Raw genomic sequence first — 14,770 nt, forward strand, 5'->3', positions numbered from 1 at the left:
CAACCGGTCGGCCGCGAGGCAGCTCGCTTGCTCTCTTCCGCCGCCGGCGGTTCGGGTCTTGTAGCCGTCTCCCGAATCTCCGCGGCCCGGTAGCGCCGCCTCAGAAGGAGCAGTTCCAGTGTCTACGCAGACCTTCGCCGATCTCGGCGTGTCGCCGCCCGTGGTGGCGGCGCTGACCGAGCGCGGCATCGAGTCCCCCTTTGCCATCCAGCAGCTCGTCATCGAAGACGTGCTGGCCGGCCATGACGTCCTGGCCAAGTCGCCGACCGGCTCGGGCAAGACCCTCGCCTTCGGCCTGCCGATGGTCGACATCATCGAGGCCAACGACCCGCGCCCCGCGGCGCTCGTGCTCGCCCCCACGCGTGAGCTCGCCTCCCAGATCGTCGACGAGCTCTACACCGTCGCCCACTCCCGCGCGCTGCGCATCAAGGCCGTCTACGGCGGCGTCGGCATGGAGAAGCAGGGCCGCGAAGCCGCCCGCGCGCACATCATCGTCGCCACGCCCGGCCGGCTCGAGGATCACCTCCAGCGCGGCACGTTCTCGCTCAAGCACGTGCGCCTGCTCGTGCTCGACGAGGCCGACCGCATGCTCGACATGGGCTTCCGCCCGGCCGTCGACCGCATCGTCGCCAAGTGCCCGAGCGACCGCCAGACGGTGTTCTTCTCGGCCACGCTGGACGGCGAGGCCGGCCGCATCGCGCAGCAGTACACCAACGACGCGCGCCTGCACGAGCACGTCCCCACCGAGCACAAGACCGCGCAGATCGAGCACCGCTTCGTGCGGGCCGAGCGCGACGATCGCCTCGACGCGCTCGTCCGCGAGCTGCGCGACGGCGACCGCGACCGCGCGCTCGTCTTCGTGCGCACCAAGCGCGGCGCCGACCGTCTGGTCAAGCGCCTGGACCGCGAGGGCGTGCGCGCCGTCGCGATGCACGGCGACAAGTCGCAGTCCCAGCGCGAGAAGGCGCTGGCCCGCTTCGAGGCCGGCACCGTCGACACGCTCGTGGCCACCGACGTGGCCGCCCGCGGCATCGACATCGACGGCATCACGCACGTGATCCAGTTCGATCCGCCGGACGACCGCGAGGGCTACGTCCACCGCGTCGGCCGCACGGGCCGCGCCGGGCGCACGGGCATCGGCATCACGTTCGTGGGCGCCGAGCAGGCCAAGGACGTGGCCAAGATCGCCGGCGACCTGGACCTGTCGCGCGAGTTCGCGCGCTCGGGCTTCCAGTCCAACTCGACCGCGGGCGCCGGACCGGCCCCGCGGCAGGGTCAGGGCCAGGGCTCGCGCTCCCGCCGCCGCGGCGGACAGCGTTCGCGCGCCCGCTCCTGAACGCCACTCCCCCACTCGGGGGAAAGGTGATCGTTGTCACACAAACGAGACCCTTAGTTGCCGTATCATCCGTCTTGTTCGTCGCCCATATCCCGCGACGATCGTTGGTGAATGACCGGTCTGCGTCCTCCCCTCTCTCCTCCGGACGTAGGCCACTCTGAATCAGACACCTGATCGAAAGGTCCCGGCTTCGGCCGGGGCCTTTCGTGGTTTCTGGGCAGACTCCGAGGTGAAGTCGCCCGTTGTCAGGTTCGCGTCGCTATGCGACGCCCAGCTGACAACGGCGCCGGTGGGGAGCGGCGACGTGCCACTTCTCGCGGCGGGTGGCGTCTCCGCCACCGCTCGCCGTCCTGCGCTGCCCGCCGTTGTCCGCTTCGACCCGAGACGCCGCTGGATCGCGCCGATCGCCGAGCGGTGGGCGCCGAGGCGCAACGCCTGGCCGAGATGCACGTCTGAGCACTTCGTGCGAGCATCGCCCGATGCCCGCCGAGCTGACCGTCGTCGACCATCCCGTCCTGCGCGACCGCGTCGCCCTGCTGCGCGACGAGACCACCCCGCACGGCGCGTTCCGCCGGGCCCTGCACGAGGCCTCGGCGATCGTGGCCATCGAGGCCACCCGCGACCTGCCCACGGTCACCGGCGAGGTGCAGACGCCGCTGGAGACGACCGCCGCCGAGCGCCTGAAGGGCGAGGTCGCCGTCGTGCCCGTGCTGCGCGCGGGCCTGGCCATGGTCGACGGGTTCCTGCGCCTGCTGCCCGATGCGCGCGTCGGGCACCTGGGCCTGCAGCGCGACGAGCACACGCTGACGCCCCGCGGGTACTTCGAGCGGCTGCCCGCCCACCTCGACGCCGCCCACACCTTCGTGCTCGATCCGATGCTGGCCACCGGCGGCAGCGCGGTCCATGCGCTCGACCGCCTGGCCGAGGTCGGCGCCACCGACGTGCGCCTGATCTGCCTGGTCGCCGCGCCCGAGGGCGTCGCCGCGGTCCACGAGCGCCATCCCGACGTGCCGATCTGGGTGGCCGCGCTGGACCGCGGCCTGGACGAGAACGGCTACATCCGCCCCGGCCTGGGCGACGCGGGCGACCGCGTCTACGGCACCCCCGCGGGCTGACGCGCGGCGCGGGACGGCGTGCGCGGCCACTACGCCTGGAAGATCCTCGCGCTGTGCTTCGGCGCGATCCTCTTCGCCCAGGGCGTGCGGCTGAGCTTCGGCGCGTTCGTCAATCCCTGGGAGCACGAGTTCGGCGCCTCGCGGGGCACGATCACCCTGATCGGGTCGCTGTCGTTCCTGGTCTACGGCGGCTCGCAGCCGTTCGTGGGCAAGATGGTCGACCGCTTCGGCATCCGCCGCACGCTGACGGTCAGCACGCTGCTGGTCGCGGTCGGGCTGGTGCTCAGCGCGCTGGCCCAGAGCGTGTGGCAGCTGGCGCTGGCCTACGGGGTCGTGGCGTCGCTGGGCTTCGGCGGGGCCTCGGGCGTGGCCGCCTCGGTGGCCGTCACCTACTGGTTCACGCAGCGGCGCGGCGTGGCCTTCGCGCTGGTGGAGGCCGGGTTCGGCGCGGGCCAGCTGCTGCTGGTCCCGCTCGCGCTGGGCCTCGTCTCGCTGATCGGCTGGCGCGACACGCTGCTGGCCGGCGCCGCGCTGCTGGCCGTGGTCGTCGCGCCCGTGCTGTGGCGCTGGCTGCGCGACCGCCCGGCCGACGTCGGCCTGCTGCCGATCGGCGGTCCGCTCCCGGCCGCGGTGGCCACCCACGACCACCCCGACTCCGACGCGCCACCGCTCGCGCTCGGCTTCGGCCAGCTCGTGCGCTCGCGCGGCTTCTGGGGCCTGGGCATCCCGTTCTTCGTGTGCGGCCTGACCACCACCGGGTTCGTCGACACCCACCTGATCCCGCTGGCCCAGGACCGGGGCATACCGGGCGGCACGGCCGGGCTGGCCGTCGCGCTGCTGGCCGCGGCCAACGTCACCGGCATCCTGCTGTCGGGTCCGCTGGCCGACCGGGTCGACAACCGGCTGCTGCTGGCCGCCCTGTACGGCACGCGGGCGCTGTCGTTCGTCGTGCTGGCCACGCTGGTCGACGCCCGCGCGCTGATCGGCTTCGCCCTCCTGTTCGGCGTGGTGGACTTCAGCGTCGTCGCCCCCACGCAGTGGCTGGCCGCCCGCTACGTCTCACCCCAGACCGTCGGCCTGGCCTTCGGCTGCCTGAACGGGATCCACCAGCTCGGCTCGGCCTTCGGCGCCTGGATCCCGGGCGTCCTGTACGACGCCACCGGCTCCTACGACACGATGCTGGCCGCGGCGACCGTCGTCCTGGTCATCGCGGCGCTGACGTGTCTGACGCTCCCGCGGCCCGCGCGCCTGGGAGCGGCTGCTCCAACCTAGCCTCGCCCCACACCGCGCCCACCGCCGCGCAGCCGACCAGGATGAAGCCGGCGGACACGAACCAGGACACCAGCGAGATGGCCACGCCGATCGTGCCGTAGCTGGCCGCCGAGCTGGAGATCGACTTGGGCAGGTAGATGATCCCGCCGATCGACAGGCAGGTCATGCACACCGAGGTCAGGGCGGCGGTCGGGATCAGCGCCCGCCAGGGCACCCGCCGCGAGAGCAGGATCCACGGCGTGTAGAGCCACACCACGCCCGAGAAGGACAGCGCGACGACCGCGGAGATGAACGGGCGCGACAGATCGACCGCGGCCGAGCGCAGGCCGCCGAAGATCGAGAGGAAGGCGGCGACGCCGACCAGCCACATCAGACCCGACGGCGTGGCCCGCACGCCCAGCCGCGGCAGCCGCCAGGCCGTCTCGTAGGCGCGCTGCAGGCCGCGCGTGAAGCTGAGCGCCGAGACGATCAGCAGCAGCACGCCGAGCACCGACAGCGACGACTGCACGTTCGGCGGTGGGGAGAAGGCGGCCTGGACGATCTCCGCCGTGCGCGGATCGAGGTCGAACCGCTCGATCAACGAGTCGGCGAAGTTGCCCCGGTGGATGCCCGGCACGATCGAGCCGAGCACGACGCCCAGCGGGATCAGGGCGGTAAAGGTCAGCGAGGCCAGCGCGACGGATCGATCGACGAACTCGAGCTCGACCAGGCGCTGCAGGCAATGGCGGACGAAGGCGATCGCCGCGGCGACGTGTCGATGCTGGAGCAGCCGGTCTTTCATCCGGCCACAGCTTCGTCGAACGAGTGCCGGATCGCCAGCCGCGGCGCGACGCCGGCGCGCTCGAGCACCTCGCGCACCGGCTCGCGGACCTCGCCCAGGCGCAGCGCGATCCCCCGCCGGTCCAGCACGTCGGCCAGCTCGCCCAGCGTGTCGGCCGTCTGCACGTCGAGCTCCGGGGTCGGGGCCATGTCGACCACGACCGCGGTCGGCGCCGGCTGGGCGCCGTCCACCAGGGCGATGACGCGGTCCTTGAACACGCCGACGTTCGGATACAGCAGCATCAGGTCGCAGCGCACCGCGAGCACGCCGGGCGCCGGGCGCCAGTCGGGGTGGCGGTCCAGCGCGCCCCACACGCCGCTGAGGGGATCGCGGGCCAGCACGTGGATGTCGGGTCGGGCGATGCGCTGGACGACGTAGATCAGGGTCCCGACGACCGCGACGACGAGCCCTTGGAGGATGCCCAGCACGAGCACGCCGAGCAGCGCGACGCAGGCCCACACGAACGCCACGCGCCGCACGCGCGCGAACCGGCGCATGGCGGCGACGTTGAAGAAGCCGGAGACCGCGACGATCACGATCGCCGCCAGCGTCGCCTTGGGCAGCGGCTCGAACAGCGGCGAGAGGAACGCGCCGGTGGCCAGCACCAGCGCGGCACAGACCAGGCCGGCCAACTGGGTCCGCGTCCCGGCCGCGTCCGCCGCGGCGGTCTGGCTCGCGCCGCCGGTCTGCACGAAGCCCGCCGACAGGCCGGCCAGCAGGTTGGAGCCGCCCATGGCCACCAGGTCGCGGTTGGTGTCGATCGGGTCACCGTGCTTGGCGGCCAGCGAGCGCGAGACGCCGATCGCCTCGGCGCTGAGGATCAGGACGCCGAACGCCGGCGCGATCAACTGCACGATGTCGCCCGCGTTGACGTCCGGCAGCGACGGATCCGGCAGCGCGGTGGGCAGATCGCCGACGGTGGCCAGGCCGTGTTCGTCGAGCTGGAAGATGGCCGACAGCGCCACCGAGGCGACGAGCACGATCAGCGACCAGGGCAGCCGGGGCGCCGCCCGCCGGCCCCCGAGCAGGATGGCCACCGACGCCAAGCCGACGACCAGCGTCAGCAGGTCGGTGTCGCCCAGGCGTCCGATCAGGTGCCAGGCCCGCGGGAACGGGTCACCGCCCGGGTCCTCGACGCCCAGCAGCGCCGCCACCTGACCCACGGCGATGGTCAGGCCCAGGCCGAACAGGAAGCCCGTCATGACCGACGACGAGATCAGGTCGGCGACCGCGCCCAAGCGCAGCAGGCCGGCGATCACGAACACGATCGCCGCCACGACCGCGAGCGCCGCCGACAGCGCGGCGAACTTGGCCGGGTCGCCGGCGGCCAGCGTGCCCACCGCGGCGGCCGACACGGCCGCGGTCGAGGTCGTGGCGCCGACGATCAGCTGGCGCGAGGTGCCGAACAGGCCGTAGGCCAGCATCGCGCCCGGCGCGGCCATCAGCCCGGCCGCGGGCGACAGCCCGGCGATCTGGGCGTAGGCCACCGCCTGCGGGGTGACGACCGACCAGATGACCAGACCGGCGACCAGATCGGGCCGCAGATCGGCCGACCGGTACTCCCGCACCCACGCCGGGAGCGCTACGGCGCTCACGGCCCGGGCGCCCGCAGGACGCAGCGAAAGCCGATGTGGCTGGTGGACGTGTCGATCGCCTCGGCCTGGCGGGCGGCGGGCCGGTAGCGCAGGCAGTAGTTGGGCGCGCACAGGTGCGAGCCGCCCTTGATCACCCGGCGCGGGATGTCGGCGCCGGGCTGGCCCACGGCGTAGCTGCGCTCGGGCGAGTCGACGCGCGGGTTGCGCGGCAGGCAGCAGTCGCCGAGCTCGTCGTCGGGGTGGCGCGGCGTGAAGAAGTCGTCGGTCCACTCCCACACGTTGCCGGTCATGTCGTACAGGCCGTAGCCGTTGGGCGGGAACGTGGCCACCGGCGAGGTGCCCTCGTAGCCGTTGGCCTTGAGGTTCTGCCAGGGGAACTCGCCCTGCCAGGTGTTGGCCATCAGCTTGCCGCCCGGGCGCTCCTCGTCGCCCCAGGCGAACGTCGCGCCGTCCAGCCCGCCCCGCGCGGCGAGCTCCCACTCGGCCTCGGTGGGCAGCGACCGCCCGGCCCAGGCCGCGTAGGCGGCGGCGTCCTCGTGCGTGACGTGCGTGACCGGGTGCTTGTCGCGCCCGCGCACGGAGCGCCATGACGCCCCCGGCACGTAGGCCCACCACTGCTGATGGTTGTGCAGGGGCACGCGGTGGGGCGCCTTGACGAAGACCAGCGAGCCCGGGACCAGCAGCGTGGGATCGGCCTGCGGGTAGTCGGCCGGATCGAGCGGGCGCTCGGCCACGGTGACGTAGCCGGTATCGGCCACGAAGCGCTTGAACTGGCGCACGGTGACCGGGCTGCGGTCGATCCAGAACCCGTCGACCTCGACGCGATGGACCGGCCCCTCCTCGGCGTAGAACCGCTCGGAGCCCATGCGGAACGTCGCACCGGAAATCCACGTCATGTCGGTCGGCGGGGTGCGCGTGTCCATGCCGACACGGCAGCCTATTCGCGCGTAGACTCGCCGCGGCCGGGAGTGTGCACGTCCGTCGATGCAAGAGGAGGCCGCCGTGGCTGACAAGCCGAACATCCTGATCATCTGGGGAGATGACATCGGGATCACCAACCTCAGCTGCTACAGCGACGGGCTGATGGGCTACCGGACGCCGAACATCGACCGGCTGGCCGATGAGGGCGTGCGCTTCACCGACTCCTACGGCGAGCAGAGCTGCACCGCCGGCCGCGCGGCGTTCATCACCGGCCAGAACCCGTACCGCACCGGGCTGACCAAGGTCGGCTTCCCCGGCGCCGACATCGGCCTGCGGGCCGAGGACCCGACGATCGCCACCGCGCTGAAGGCCGAGGGCTACGCCACCGGCCAGTTCGGCAAGAACCACTTCGGCGACCGCGACGAGTTCCTGCCCACGATGCACGGCTTCGACGAGTTCTTCGGGAACCTCTACCACCTCAACGCCGAGGAGGAGCCCGAGGAGCGCGACTACCCGACCGAGGAGGAGTTCCCCAACTTCCGCGAGCGCTACGGCCCGCGCGGCGTGCTGCACACGTGGGCCAACGGCGACGGGACGCAGCGCATCGAGAACACCGGGCCGCTGACCATCGAGCGGATGAAGACGTGCGACGAGGAGTTCCGCGACGCGGCGATCGACTTCATGCGCCGCCAGCACGAGGACGAGACGCCCTTCTTCCTGTGGTTCAACACGACCCACATGCACTTCCGCACGCACACGCGCGACGAGGATCTGGGCCGGGCCGGGCGCTGGCAGTCGCCCTATCACGACACGATGGTCTACCACGACGAGATCGTCGGCCAGGTGCTCGACGAGCTCGACGCGCTGGGCATCGCCGACAACACGATCGTCATGTACTCGACCGACAACGGCCCGCACATGAACTCGTGGCCGGACGCCGGCATGACCCCCTTCCGCAACGAGAAGAACTCCAACTGGGAGGGCGCCTATCGGGTGCCGCTGCTGCTGCGCTGGCCCGACCGGATCCCGGCCGGGACGGTGCTCAACGGCATCGTCAGCCACGCCGACTGGTTCGTCACGCTCCTGGCCGCCGCCGGCAACCCCGACATCGCCGAGCAGCTGCGGGCGGGCGCCGAGCTCGACGGGACGCAGTACAAGGTCCACCTCGACGGCTTCGACCAGCTGGAGTACATCACCGGCGCGGCCGACGCCTCCCCGCGCCACCACTTCTTCTACGTCACCGACGACGGGGATCTGAGCGCGTTGCGCTTCGACAACTGGAAGATCGTCTTCCTCGAGCAGCGGGCCGCCGGGACCCTGCGCGTGTGGGCCGAGCCGTTCACCGAGCTGCGGGTGCCGAAGATCTTCAACCTGCGCACCGATCCCTACGAACGGGCCGACATCACCTCCAACACGTACTACGACTGGCTGCTCACCCGGGCCTGGCTGCTGATTCCGGCCCAGCAGTACGTGGCGCAGATGCTGCAGTCGCTGGTCGAGTTCCCGGCGCGGCAGGAGCCGGCGTCGTTCAACATCGAGCAGGTGCTGCAGAAACTGCAGGCGGGAGCCGCGGGCAGCTCGTGACGGCGGCCCCGGCGTGAGCGGCGTGCCCGCCGACGCGATCGCGGCGTTCTACGACCGCCACCCCTACCCGCCGCCCGTCGCCGACCTGGGCGATGTCGCCGCCCGCTCCGACGACGGGCGGGCGGCGCGGGTGGCCCACCACCGGATCTGGCCGGGACGGCCGGCCGATTCGGTCGGGTCGGTGCTGGTCGCGGGGTGCGGAACGGCACAGGCGGTCCGCTGGGCGCTGCGCCACCCCGGCGCGTCCGTCGTCGGGATCGACGTCAGCGCCGAGAGCCTGGCGCACACGCGCGCGCTGGCCGCCCATCACGCGGTCACCAACCTCGAGCTGCACGAGCTGCCGATCGAGGCCGCCGCCACGCTGGGCCAGCGCTTCGACCACGTCGTCTGCACCGGCGTCCTGCACCACCTGGCCGACCCCGACGCCGGCCTGCGCGCCCTGCGCGAGGTGCTGGCCCCCGGCGGCGCGGTGACGTTGATGGTCTACGCGCGCCACGGACGGACCGGCGTGTACCTGCTGCAGGAGTACTGCCGGCGCCTGGGCGTCGGCACCGATCCCGCCGAGCTCGCCGAGCTGGTGGCCACGCTGCGCGAGATCCCGCTGGGCCATCCGCTCAGCCGGCTGCTGCGCGAGGCGCGCGACTTCGCCGACGACGGCGCCCTGGCCGACGCGCTGTGCAACCCGCGCGATCGCGCCTACGCCGTGCCGGAGCTGCTGGCGCTGATCGACGGGGCGGGGCTGCGCTTCGGCCGCTGGGAGCGCCAGGCGCCGTACCTGCCCGACTGCGGCGCGATCAGCGAGACGCCGCACGCGGCCCGCATCGCGGCGCTGACCTCCGCCGAGCAGTACGCCGCGGTCGAGCTGTTCCGAGGCACGATCACCCGGCACACGGCGATCGCCTTCGCCGCCGACGACGCCGGCTCCGGCGCGCTGGACTTCGCGGGGGCCGGCGTGCCGGTCGTGGTGCCCACCGCGGTCGTCGTGCGGGAGCGCCTGCCGCCCGGGGTGGCCGCCGCGCTGATCAACCGCGCGCACACCGACACCGACCTCGTGCTGTTCGCCGACGCCCGCGAGCTCGACGTCTTCCAGGCGATCGACGGTCAGCGGACGATCGCCGACCTGGGCGACCCGGCGTTCGTGCAGCGCCTGTGGCGCCACGACCTCGTCGTGATCGATCGGAGTGGCCGATGATCGCCGACGTCGTCGCCCTGGACGGCGGCGAGTTCACCATGGGCTCCGACCGCCACTACGCCGAGGAGGCGCCGGTGCATCGCGTCCGGCTCGACCCGTTCGCGATCGACCGCTACGCCGTCACCAACGCGCGCTTCGCCGCCTTCGTGCAGGCCACCGCCTACGTGACCGTCGCCGAACGCCCGCTGGACCCGGCCGAGTTCCCCGGCGCCCCGGCGGAGAACCTGGTCGCGGGCTCGCTGGTCTTCGTCCCCACCCCGGGTCCGGTCGACCTGCGCCACCTGAGCCAGTGGTGGGCCTGGGTGCCCGGCGCGAGCTGGCGCGCGCCGGAGGGCCCGGGCTCGTCGGTCGCGGAGCGATCCGCCCATCCGGTCGTCCACATCGCGCACGAGGACGCGGCCGCCTTCGCCGCCTGGGCGGGCGCCCGCCTGCCCACCGAGGCCGAGTGGGAGTTCGCCGCCCGCGGTGGCCTGGAGGGCGCGGCGTTCACCTGGGGTGACGAGCCCCGCCCGGACGGCCGGCTGATGGCCAACACCTGGGACGGGCCCGACTTCCCCTGGCGCTCCACGGGCGCGTCGGGCCATCTGCGCACGGCGCCGGTGGGCGCCTTCCCGGCCAACGGCTTCGGCCTGCACGACATGGCCGGCAACGTGTGGGAGTGGACCGACGACTGGTGGGCCGCGCACGCCGATCCCGGCGGGTCCTGCTGCGCGCCGGTCAACCCGCGCGGCGGCGATCGCGCGTCCAGCCTCGATCCCGCGCAGCCGCAGTTCCGCACCCCGCGGAAGGTGATCAAGGGCGGCTCGCACCTGTGCGCCGACAGCTACTGCCTGCGCTACCGGCCGGCCGCGCGCCGCCCGCAGATGATCGACACCGGCATGAGCCACATCGGCTTTCGCTGCGTGTGGCCCGCGACCGAACCACCACCCCCCACATCGGAGGCGAGATGAGCGACCGACTGCCCTCGTGGCGTCCTGGCCCGACCCGCGATGCCCTGATCGCGTTCCTCGACGGCATCGACGCGGTGCCGATCGAGGAGCGCGTGGCCTACGTCGACAACGACGGCACGATGTGGTGCGAGAAGCCCAGCTACGTGCAGCTCGACTTCTTCGTCGACGCGCTGCGCCAACGCGCGACCGCGGATCCCGCGCTGGCGCAGCGGCCCGAGTTCGCCGCCGTCCTGGCCGGGGACATGGCCGCGATCGCCGAGATCGGCCTGACCAAGGTGGCCGGCGCGCTGGCCGCGCTGTTCGATGGGCAGACGCCGGAGGAGTTCGGTGCGGCGGCCGACGACTTCCTGACCCGCTACCGCCATCCCACCCGGCACGTGCCCGTGGGCGGGGTCATCTACCAGCCGATGCTCGAGCTGCTGGCCGAGCTGCGCGCGCACGAGTTCACGGTGGGCATCGTGACCGGCGGCGGGACCGAGTTCGTCCGGCGGGTGAGCAAGACGTACTACGGCGTCGAGCCGGGGATGGTCGTCGGCACCCTGATCGGCTACGAGTCCGGACGCGACGACGCGGGGCACCCGGTGGTGCGCCGCACGATCGCGCAGATCGGGAAGGCCAACGAGGGCGGCGCCAAGATCGAGAACATCCAGTCCCAGGTCGGCCGCGCGCCGATCCTGGCCGCCGGCAACTCGGCCGGCGACCGCGAGATGCTCGAGTGGGCGCAGGCCCACCCGCGCGGCGGCGTCGCGGTCCTGATCGACCACGACGACGCCGAGCGCGAGTTCGCCTACGCCGGCGAGGCGGTCTCCTTCCAGGCCGACGAGGCGATCACCGACGTGGGCGCCCGGCTCGGCTGGATCGTCGTCAGCATGCGGCGCGACTGGGAGACCGTGTTCGCTCGTGCCCTGAGTCACTAGCCCGTGAACGCCGGCGACACCGCCCCCTGCTCGGGCAGCGGCGGACGCACGGTCAGCCCGGCCCGGGCCTCGTTGTCGTCGGGGTTGGGGTCGCTGGTCGACGAGGTCGTGGCCACGCGGTTGACCAGCCGCCCCACGCGCTCCGGGGCGTTGTCGGTGGTGATGACCACGCGCTCGCCCGGCTGAAGCGTGCCCAGCGAGCAGCTGGCCGGCCGCCGGCCGTCGCAGGTGCCCTTGGTGCTGCTCAGCGTGAGCACGCGGGCCCCGTTGGGCGAGACCTCGGTGACCACGACGTCCTGCGCCGGGTCGGGCCCTCGGTTGACCACGACGATCTCGTAGTGCGCCTTGTCGCCGATGCGCACGCTCGACGGCGTCACCGTCTTGGTGATGACGAGATCGGCGAACGGGCCGTCGGCCGGCGCCAGGTCGTCCGTGGACGGCTGACCGCCGTCCGGCGTGGGTGTGGGTGTCGGCGCCGGCGGGGGTGACGGCGTCGGGGTGGGCGTCGGCGTCGGCCGGGGCTTGAGGTCCGGGTCGTAGCGGTTGGTGAACGTGCAGTCGAGCTTGGGCTCGGCGTTGGTCAGCTGCACCTGCGCCTGCCCGCCGGATGCGGTGATCGGGCGCCCGTTGCAGACGACCGACTGCAGGCGCCACGCGCCCTTCGTCGGCGGGGCCAGCGCGAACTCCGTGATCGTGTAGGTGCCCAGCGGGATGCTCGTCGTGCTGTCGCCCCGGGCCAGGGTCGGCGTCTTGGTGTCGCGCACCTTGGCCGTCTGGTCGTAGCTGGCCGCCGTCCCGCCGACCCGCGCGATCTGGAAGCCGGCGTCGCCCGTGCGCCCGATCGTCTCCTTGCGCACGATCAGCGAGCCGCCCGGGATGAACGTGTTGGTGAAGCCGCAGGTCGCGCCCTCACCCGGCGGCACGGTCAGGCTGACCGGCGCGTTGAGCGGCTGGGCCGCGCCGTTGCAGACGACCTGCGTCGTGCGCCAGGTGCCCGCCGCCCGCGGCGCGGGCGCCTGTTCGGCCACCTGGTAGGTCCCCGACACGCCGGTCAGCGGCGCGCCGCCCGTCCACACGCCCTCGGCCGTGGTGGCGATCGTCTGCTGTGTGCTGCCGGGGCCGCTGACCGAGAAGTCGAAGGTGCCGATCCCCCCGATCGTGCGCTTGCCCAGCTGCAGCCCCGACGGGGGCGGCTGCAGGCTGTCGGTGTAGGTGCAGGTGACCGTGTCGTCGGCAGCCAGCGTCACCGACGCCTGCCCGCTCGCCACGTCGGTCGTCGACGTGCTCGCGCCGCTGGCCGACACGCAGTCCAGGCTCTTCAGCGTCCAACCGTCGGGCACCTCCTCCTGGAACGTCCACGCCGGATCGCCCGGGCCGACGGCGCCCCGGTAGAAGGACTGCTGCGCGGGCGCCCCGTAGCCCGCCGACAGCGTGAAGCGATGGTCGGCGTTGTAGGAGATGTTGCCGCTGAACGTGAACGCCTGCGATGCCGTCGCCGTGGGGTCGTCGACGACCTTCTTGACGATGATCGTCCCGCTGGTGGGCGGCGGCGTGACGTAGTAGGCGTAGCAGAAGACATGATCGGTCCCGGCCGGGAAGCCGATGTACTCGACGTTGTCGCCGTTGAGGTTGTCGATGGCGCAGCGCAGCGCCGCGAACCCGTAGCGCCCCGGGTAGGCGGTGTTCAGCACCGGGTCGGCCGGCAGGCCGCCCTGCAGCCAGAGCGACTGGCCGGCGGAGGCCCGGTCGGCCTGCGCGGCGGTCAGCGGGAGGGTCACCGCGCCGGCCAGTGTCTGGCCGGTGTCCTGGCCCTGTGCGTCGCGCAGGGCGACCTGGGGCAGCGTCACGATCGGCGTCGCGTACGCGCCGCTGACGGCCGACATCGACCCCCAGGGACCGACGGCCGCCGCGCCCACGTAGCCCTGGCCGAGCACGAACGGCCAGCCGGAGAGCGGTCGGCAGTTGGGCTGGCCCTGGGCCTCCTTGGCCGGTGAGATCGGCTCGCCGCCGGTGTACAGCGTGTCGGGCCCGAGGTCGCGCAGGCTCTCCTGGATGTCGTTGCGGGCCAGGTTGGCCGTGACGTCGGTGTAGCTGTCGCACACGCGCGCCGCGTAGGTGACGAGCTTGGACACCTTCGGGGTGCGTCGGGGCGTGGTCGTCGTCGGCGTGGTCGTCGTCGGCGTGGTCGTGGTCGGCGTGGTGGGGGTCGTGGTCGTCGGCGTCGTGCTCGTGGTCGTGGTCTCCGGCGTGCCGCTCTGCGCGTCCGCGGCCAGCGCGGCGACCAGGCCGCCCAGCACGAGCACGGTCACCATCGCGGCCAGTCGCCGCCACGTCAGCGAATCCATATCGGCGTCCCCACGGGTAGGCGGCGCACGAGCGCCGCGATGTCGTCGTTGGCCAGGCGCACGCATCCGTGCGACGGACGTCCTGGGATCAGCTGCGGCTGGTTGGTGCCATGGATGCCGACCACCCCGCCGCCGGGCCAGTCGGTCAGCCGCGAGTAGGCGCTCGTCCCGATCGCCCACGGGCCGTACAGCGGGTTGCCGCCGGCCAGGTTGCGCAGCTTCTCACGCACGTAGAAGCGCCCGGCCGGCGTCGGCGTGCCGACCGCACCGATCCCGACGCGGGCCGACCACACGACCCGGCCCGCCTGGCGCAACCGGATGCGCAGCGCCCCGCGGTCGATCTCCAGCGCCGTGCGCACCGTGCGCAGCACGCCCAGCGCGGTCCGCGGCACCCAGCCGGTGGCGCCGTTGGGTCGCCGCGGCAGCCGCACCTGCACCCACGCGCGGCCCGCGCCGTCGAGTCGCTCGCGCAGAGCCAGGTAGACCTCCGGCCGTCCGTCCTCGGTCAGCCAGTGCAGCCGGGCCACCGAGCGCGAGCGCGGATCGGGGTTCAGCCGGGCCTGGACCAGCTGGACCGGGTGCGCCCAGCGGGTGAGCGTGCGCTCGTTGGACAGACGCTCACCGGCCCCGTGGACCGCCGGCGCGGCACACAGCCACGCCATCGCGACCAACCCGACCGAAATCCAACCTGCGCACCCGCCCGACACGCACACCTCCCTCGCT

General features: G+C 73.0%; 12 protein-coding genes. 7 read left to right on the forward strand and 5 right to left on the reverse strand.

The features are described 5' to 3' along the window. Window positions 1-118: 118 nt before the first annotated feature. The 3 genes from ACZ5UI_RS16060 (at window position 119) to ACZ5UI_RS16070 (ending at window position 3,723) form a co-directional block, all read left to right on the forward strand. The gene (locus ACZ5UI_RS16060) at window positions 119-1,336 is read left to right on the forward strand and encodes a DEAD/DEAH box helicase (RefSeq protein WP_464188617.1); all 1,218 of its coding nucleotides are present in this window, start codon (window positions 119-121) and stop codon (window positions 1,334-1,336) included. 479 nt (window positions 1,337-1,815) lie between these two features. After that, complete coding sequence (gene upp, locus ACZ5UI_RS16065; protein WP_464188618.1) at window positions 1,816-2,451, forward strand: uracil phosphoribosyltransferase; 636 nt, start codon at window positions 1,816-1,818, stop codon at window positions 2,449-2,451. 18 nt (window positions 2,452-2,469) lie between these two features. Beyond that, window positions 2,470-3,723 (forward strand): MFS transporter, encoded by a 1,254-nt coding sequence (locus ACZ5UI_RS16070; RefSeq protein ID WP_464188620.1) that lies wholly within the window; start codon window positions 2,470-2,472, stop codon window positions 3,721-3,723. Here the strand turns inward: ACZ5UI_RS16070 and ACZ5UI_RS16075 are convergent. From ACZ5UI_RS16075 to ACZ5UI_RS16085, 3 genes are read right to left on the reverse strand one after another with little or no spacing between them, the layout of a single operon-like run. Beyond that, entirely contained in the window at window positions 3,656-4,504 is an 849-nt protein-coding gene (locus tag ACZ5UI_RS16075) for a YhjD/YihY/BrkB family envelope integrity protein (RefSeq protein ID WP_464188622.1), read from the reverse strand. The genes ACZ5UI_RS16070 and ACZ5UI_RS16075 overlap by 68 nt on opposite strands. Beyond that, window positions 4,501-6,138: a SulP family inorganic anion transporter gene (locus ACZ5UI_RS16080; RefSeq protein ID WP_464188624.1), complete on the reverse strand. Its 1,638-nt coding sequence runs from the start codon at window positions 6,136-6,138 to the stop codon at window positions 4,501-4,503. The genes ACZ5UI_RS16075 and ACZ5UI_RS16080 overlap by 4 nt, the downstream gene beginning before the upstream one ends. Further along, the gene (locus ACZ5UI_RS16085) at window positions 6,135-7,061 is read right to left on the reverse strand and encodes a formylglycine-generating enzyme family protein (protein WP_464188626.1); all 927 of its coding nucleotides are present in this window, start codon (window positions 7,059-7,061) and stop codon (window positions 6,135-6,137) included. The genes ACZ5UI_RS16080 and ACZ5UI_RS16085 overlap by 4 nt, the downstream gene beginning before the upstream one ends. A 79-nt stretch (window positions 7,062-7,140) precedes the next feature. Between ACZ5UI_RS16085 and ACZ5UI_RS16090 the strand changes: the two genes are divergently transcribed. From ACZ5UI_RS16090 to ACZ5UI_RS16105, 4 genes are read left to right on the forward strand one after another with little or no spacing between them, the layout of a single operon-like run. Beyond that, window positions 7,141-8,643: an arylsulfatase gene (locus ACZ5UI_RS16090; RefSeq protein ID WP_464188628.1), complete on the forward strand. Its 1,503-nt coding sequence runs from the start codon at window positions 7,141-7,143 to the stop codon at window positions 8,641-8,643. 13 nt (window positions 8,644-8,656) lie between these two features. Beyond that, entirely contained in the window at window positions 8,657-9,835 is a 1,179-nt protein-coding gene (locus ACZ5UI_RS16095) for a class I SAM-dependent methyltransferase (protein ID WP_464188630.1), read from the forward strand. Further along, window positions 9,832-10,785 (forward strand): formylglycine-generating enzyme family protein, encoded by a 954-nt coding sequence (locus ACZ5UI_RS16100; RefSeq protein WP_464188632.1) that lies wholly within the window; start codon window positions 9,832-9,834, stop codon window positions 10,783-10,785. Before ACZ5UI_RS16095 ends, ACZ5UI_RS16100 begins: the two co-directional genes overlap by 4 nt. After that, a complete protein-coding gene (locus ACZ5UI_RS16105; RefSeq protein WP_464188634.1) occupies window positions 10,782-11,702 on the forward strand; it encodes an HAD family hydrolase in 921 nt (306 codons plus the stop codon). The genes ACZ5UI_RS16100 and ACZ5UI_RS16105 overlap by 4 nt, the downstream gene beginning before the upstream one ends. Here ACZ5UI_RS16105 and ACZ5UI_RS16110 read toward each other — a convergent pair. Both ACZ5UI_RS16110 and ACZ5UI_RS16115 read right to left on the reverse strand, forming a co-directional pair. Further along, the gene (locus tag ACZ5UI_RS16110; RefSeq protein ID WP_464188636.1) at window positions 11,699-14,047 is read right to left on the reverse strand and encodes a DUF11 domain-containing protein; all 2,349 of its coding nucleotides are present in this window, start codon (window positions 14,045-14,047) and stop codon (window positions 11,699-11,701) included. The two genes, ACZ5UI_RS16105 and ACZ5UI_RS16110, sit on opposite strands and share 4 nt — an antisense overlap. After that, window positions 14,035-14,709: a L,D-transpeptidase gene (locus ACZ5UI_RS16115; protein WP_464188638.1), complete on the reverse strand. Its 675-nt coding sequence runs from the start codon at window positions 14,707-14,709 to the stop codon at window positions 14,035-14,037. Before ACZ5UI_RS16115 ends, ACZ5UI_RS16110 begins: the two co-directional genes overlap by 13 nt. Between the last annotated feature and the right edge of the window lie 61 nt (window positions 14,710-14,770).

The organism is Conexibacter sp. JCM 18997 (assembly GCF_055391915.1).

What these genes read in the sequence shown, in the direction of transcription:
- ACZ5UI_RS16105 (WP_464188634.1), top strand. Translation starts at nt 10,782, where the DNA reads ATGAGCGACCGACTGCCCTCGTGGCGTCCTGGCCCGACCCGCGATGCC.
- ACZ5UI_RS16110 (WP_464188636.1), bottom strand. Translation starts at nt 14,047, where the DNA reads ATGGATTCGCTGACGTGGCGGCGACTGGCCGCGATGGTGACCGTGCTC.
- ACZ5UI_RS16115 (WP_464188638.1), bottom strand. Translation starts at nt 14,709, where the DNA reads ATGGCGTGGCTGTGTGCCGCGCCGGCGGTCCACGGGGCCGGTGAGCGT.
- upp (WP_464188618.1), top strand. Translation starts at nt 1,816, where the DNA reads ATGCCCGCCGAGCTGACCGTCGTCGACCATCCCGTCCTGCGCGACCGC.
- ACZ5UI_RS16075 (WP_464188622.1), bottom strand. Translation starts at nt 4,504, where the DNA reads ATGAAAGACCGGCTGCTCCAGCATCGACACGTCGCCGCGGCGATCGCC.
- ACZ5UI_RS16085 (WP_464188626.1), bottom strand. Translation starts at nt 7,061, where the DNA reads ATGGACACGCGCACCCCGCCGACCGACATGACGTGGATTTCCGGTGCG.
- ACZ5UI_RS16100 (WP_464188632.1), top strand. Translation starts at nt 9,832, where the DNA reads ATGATCGCCGACGTCGTCGCCCTGGACGGCGGCGAGTTCACCATGGGC.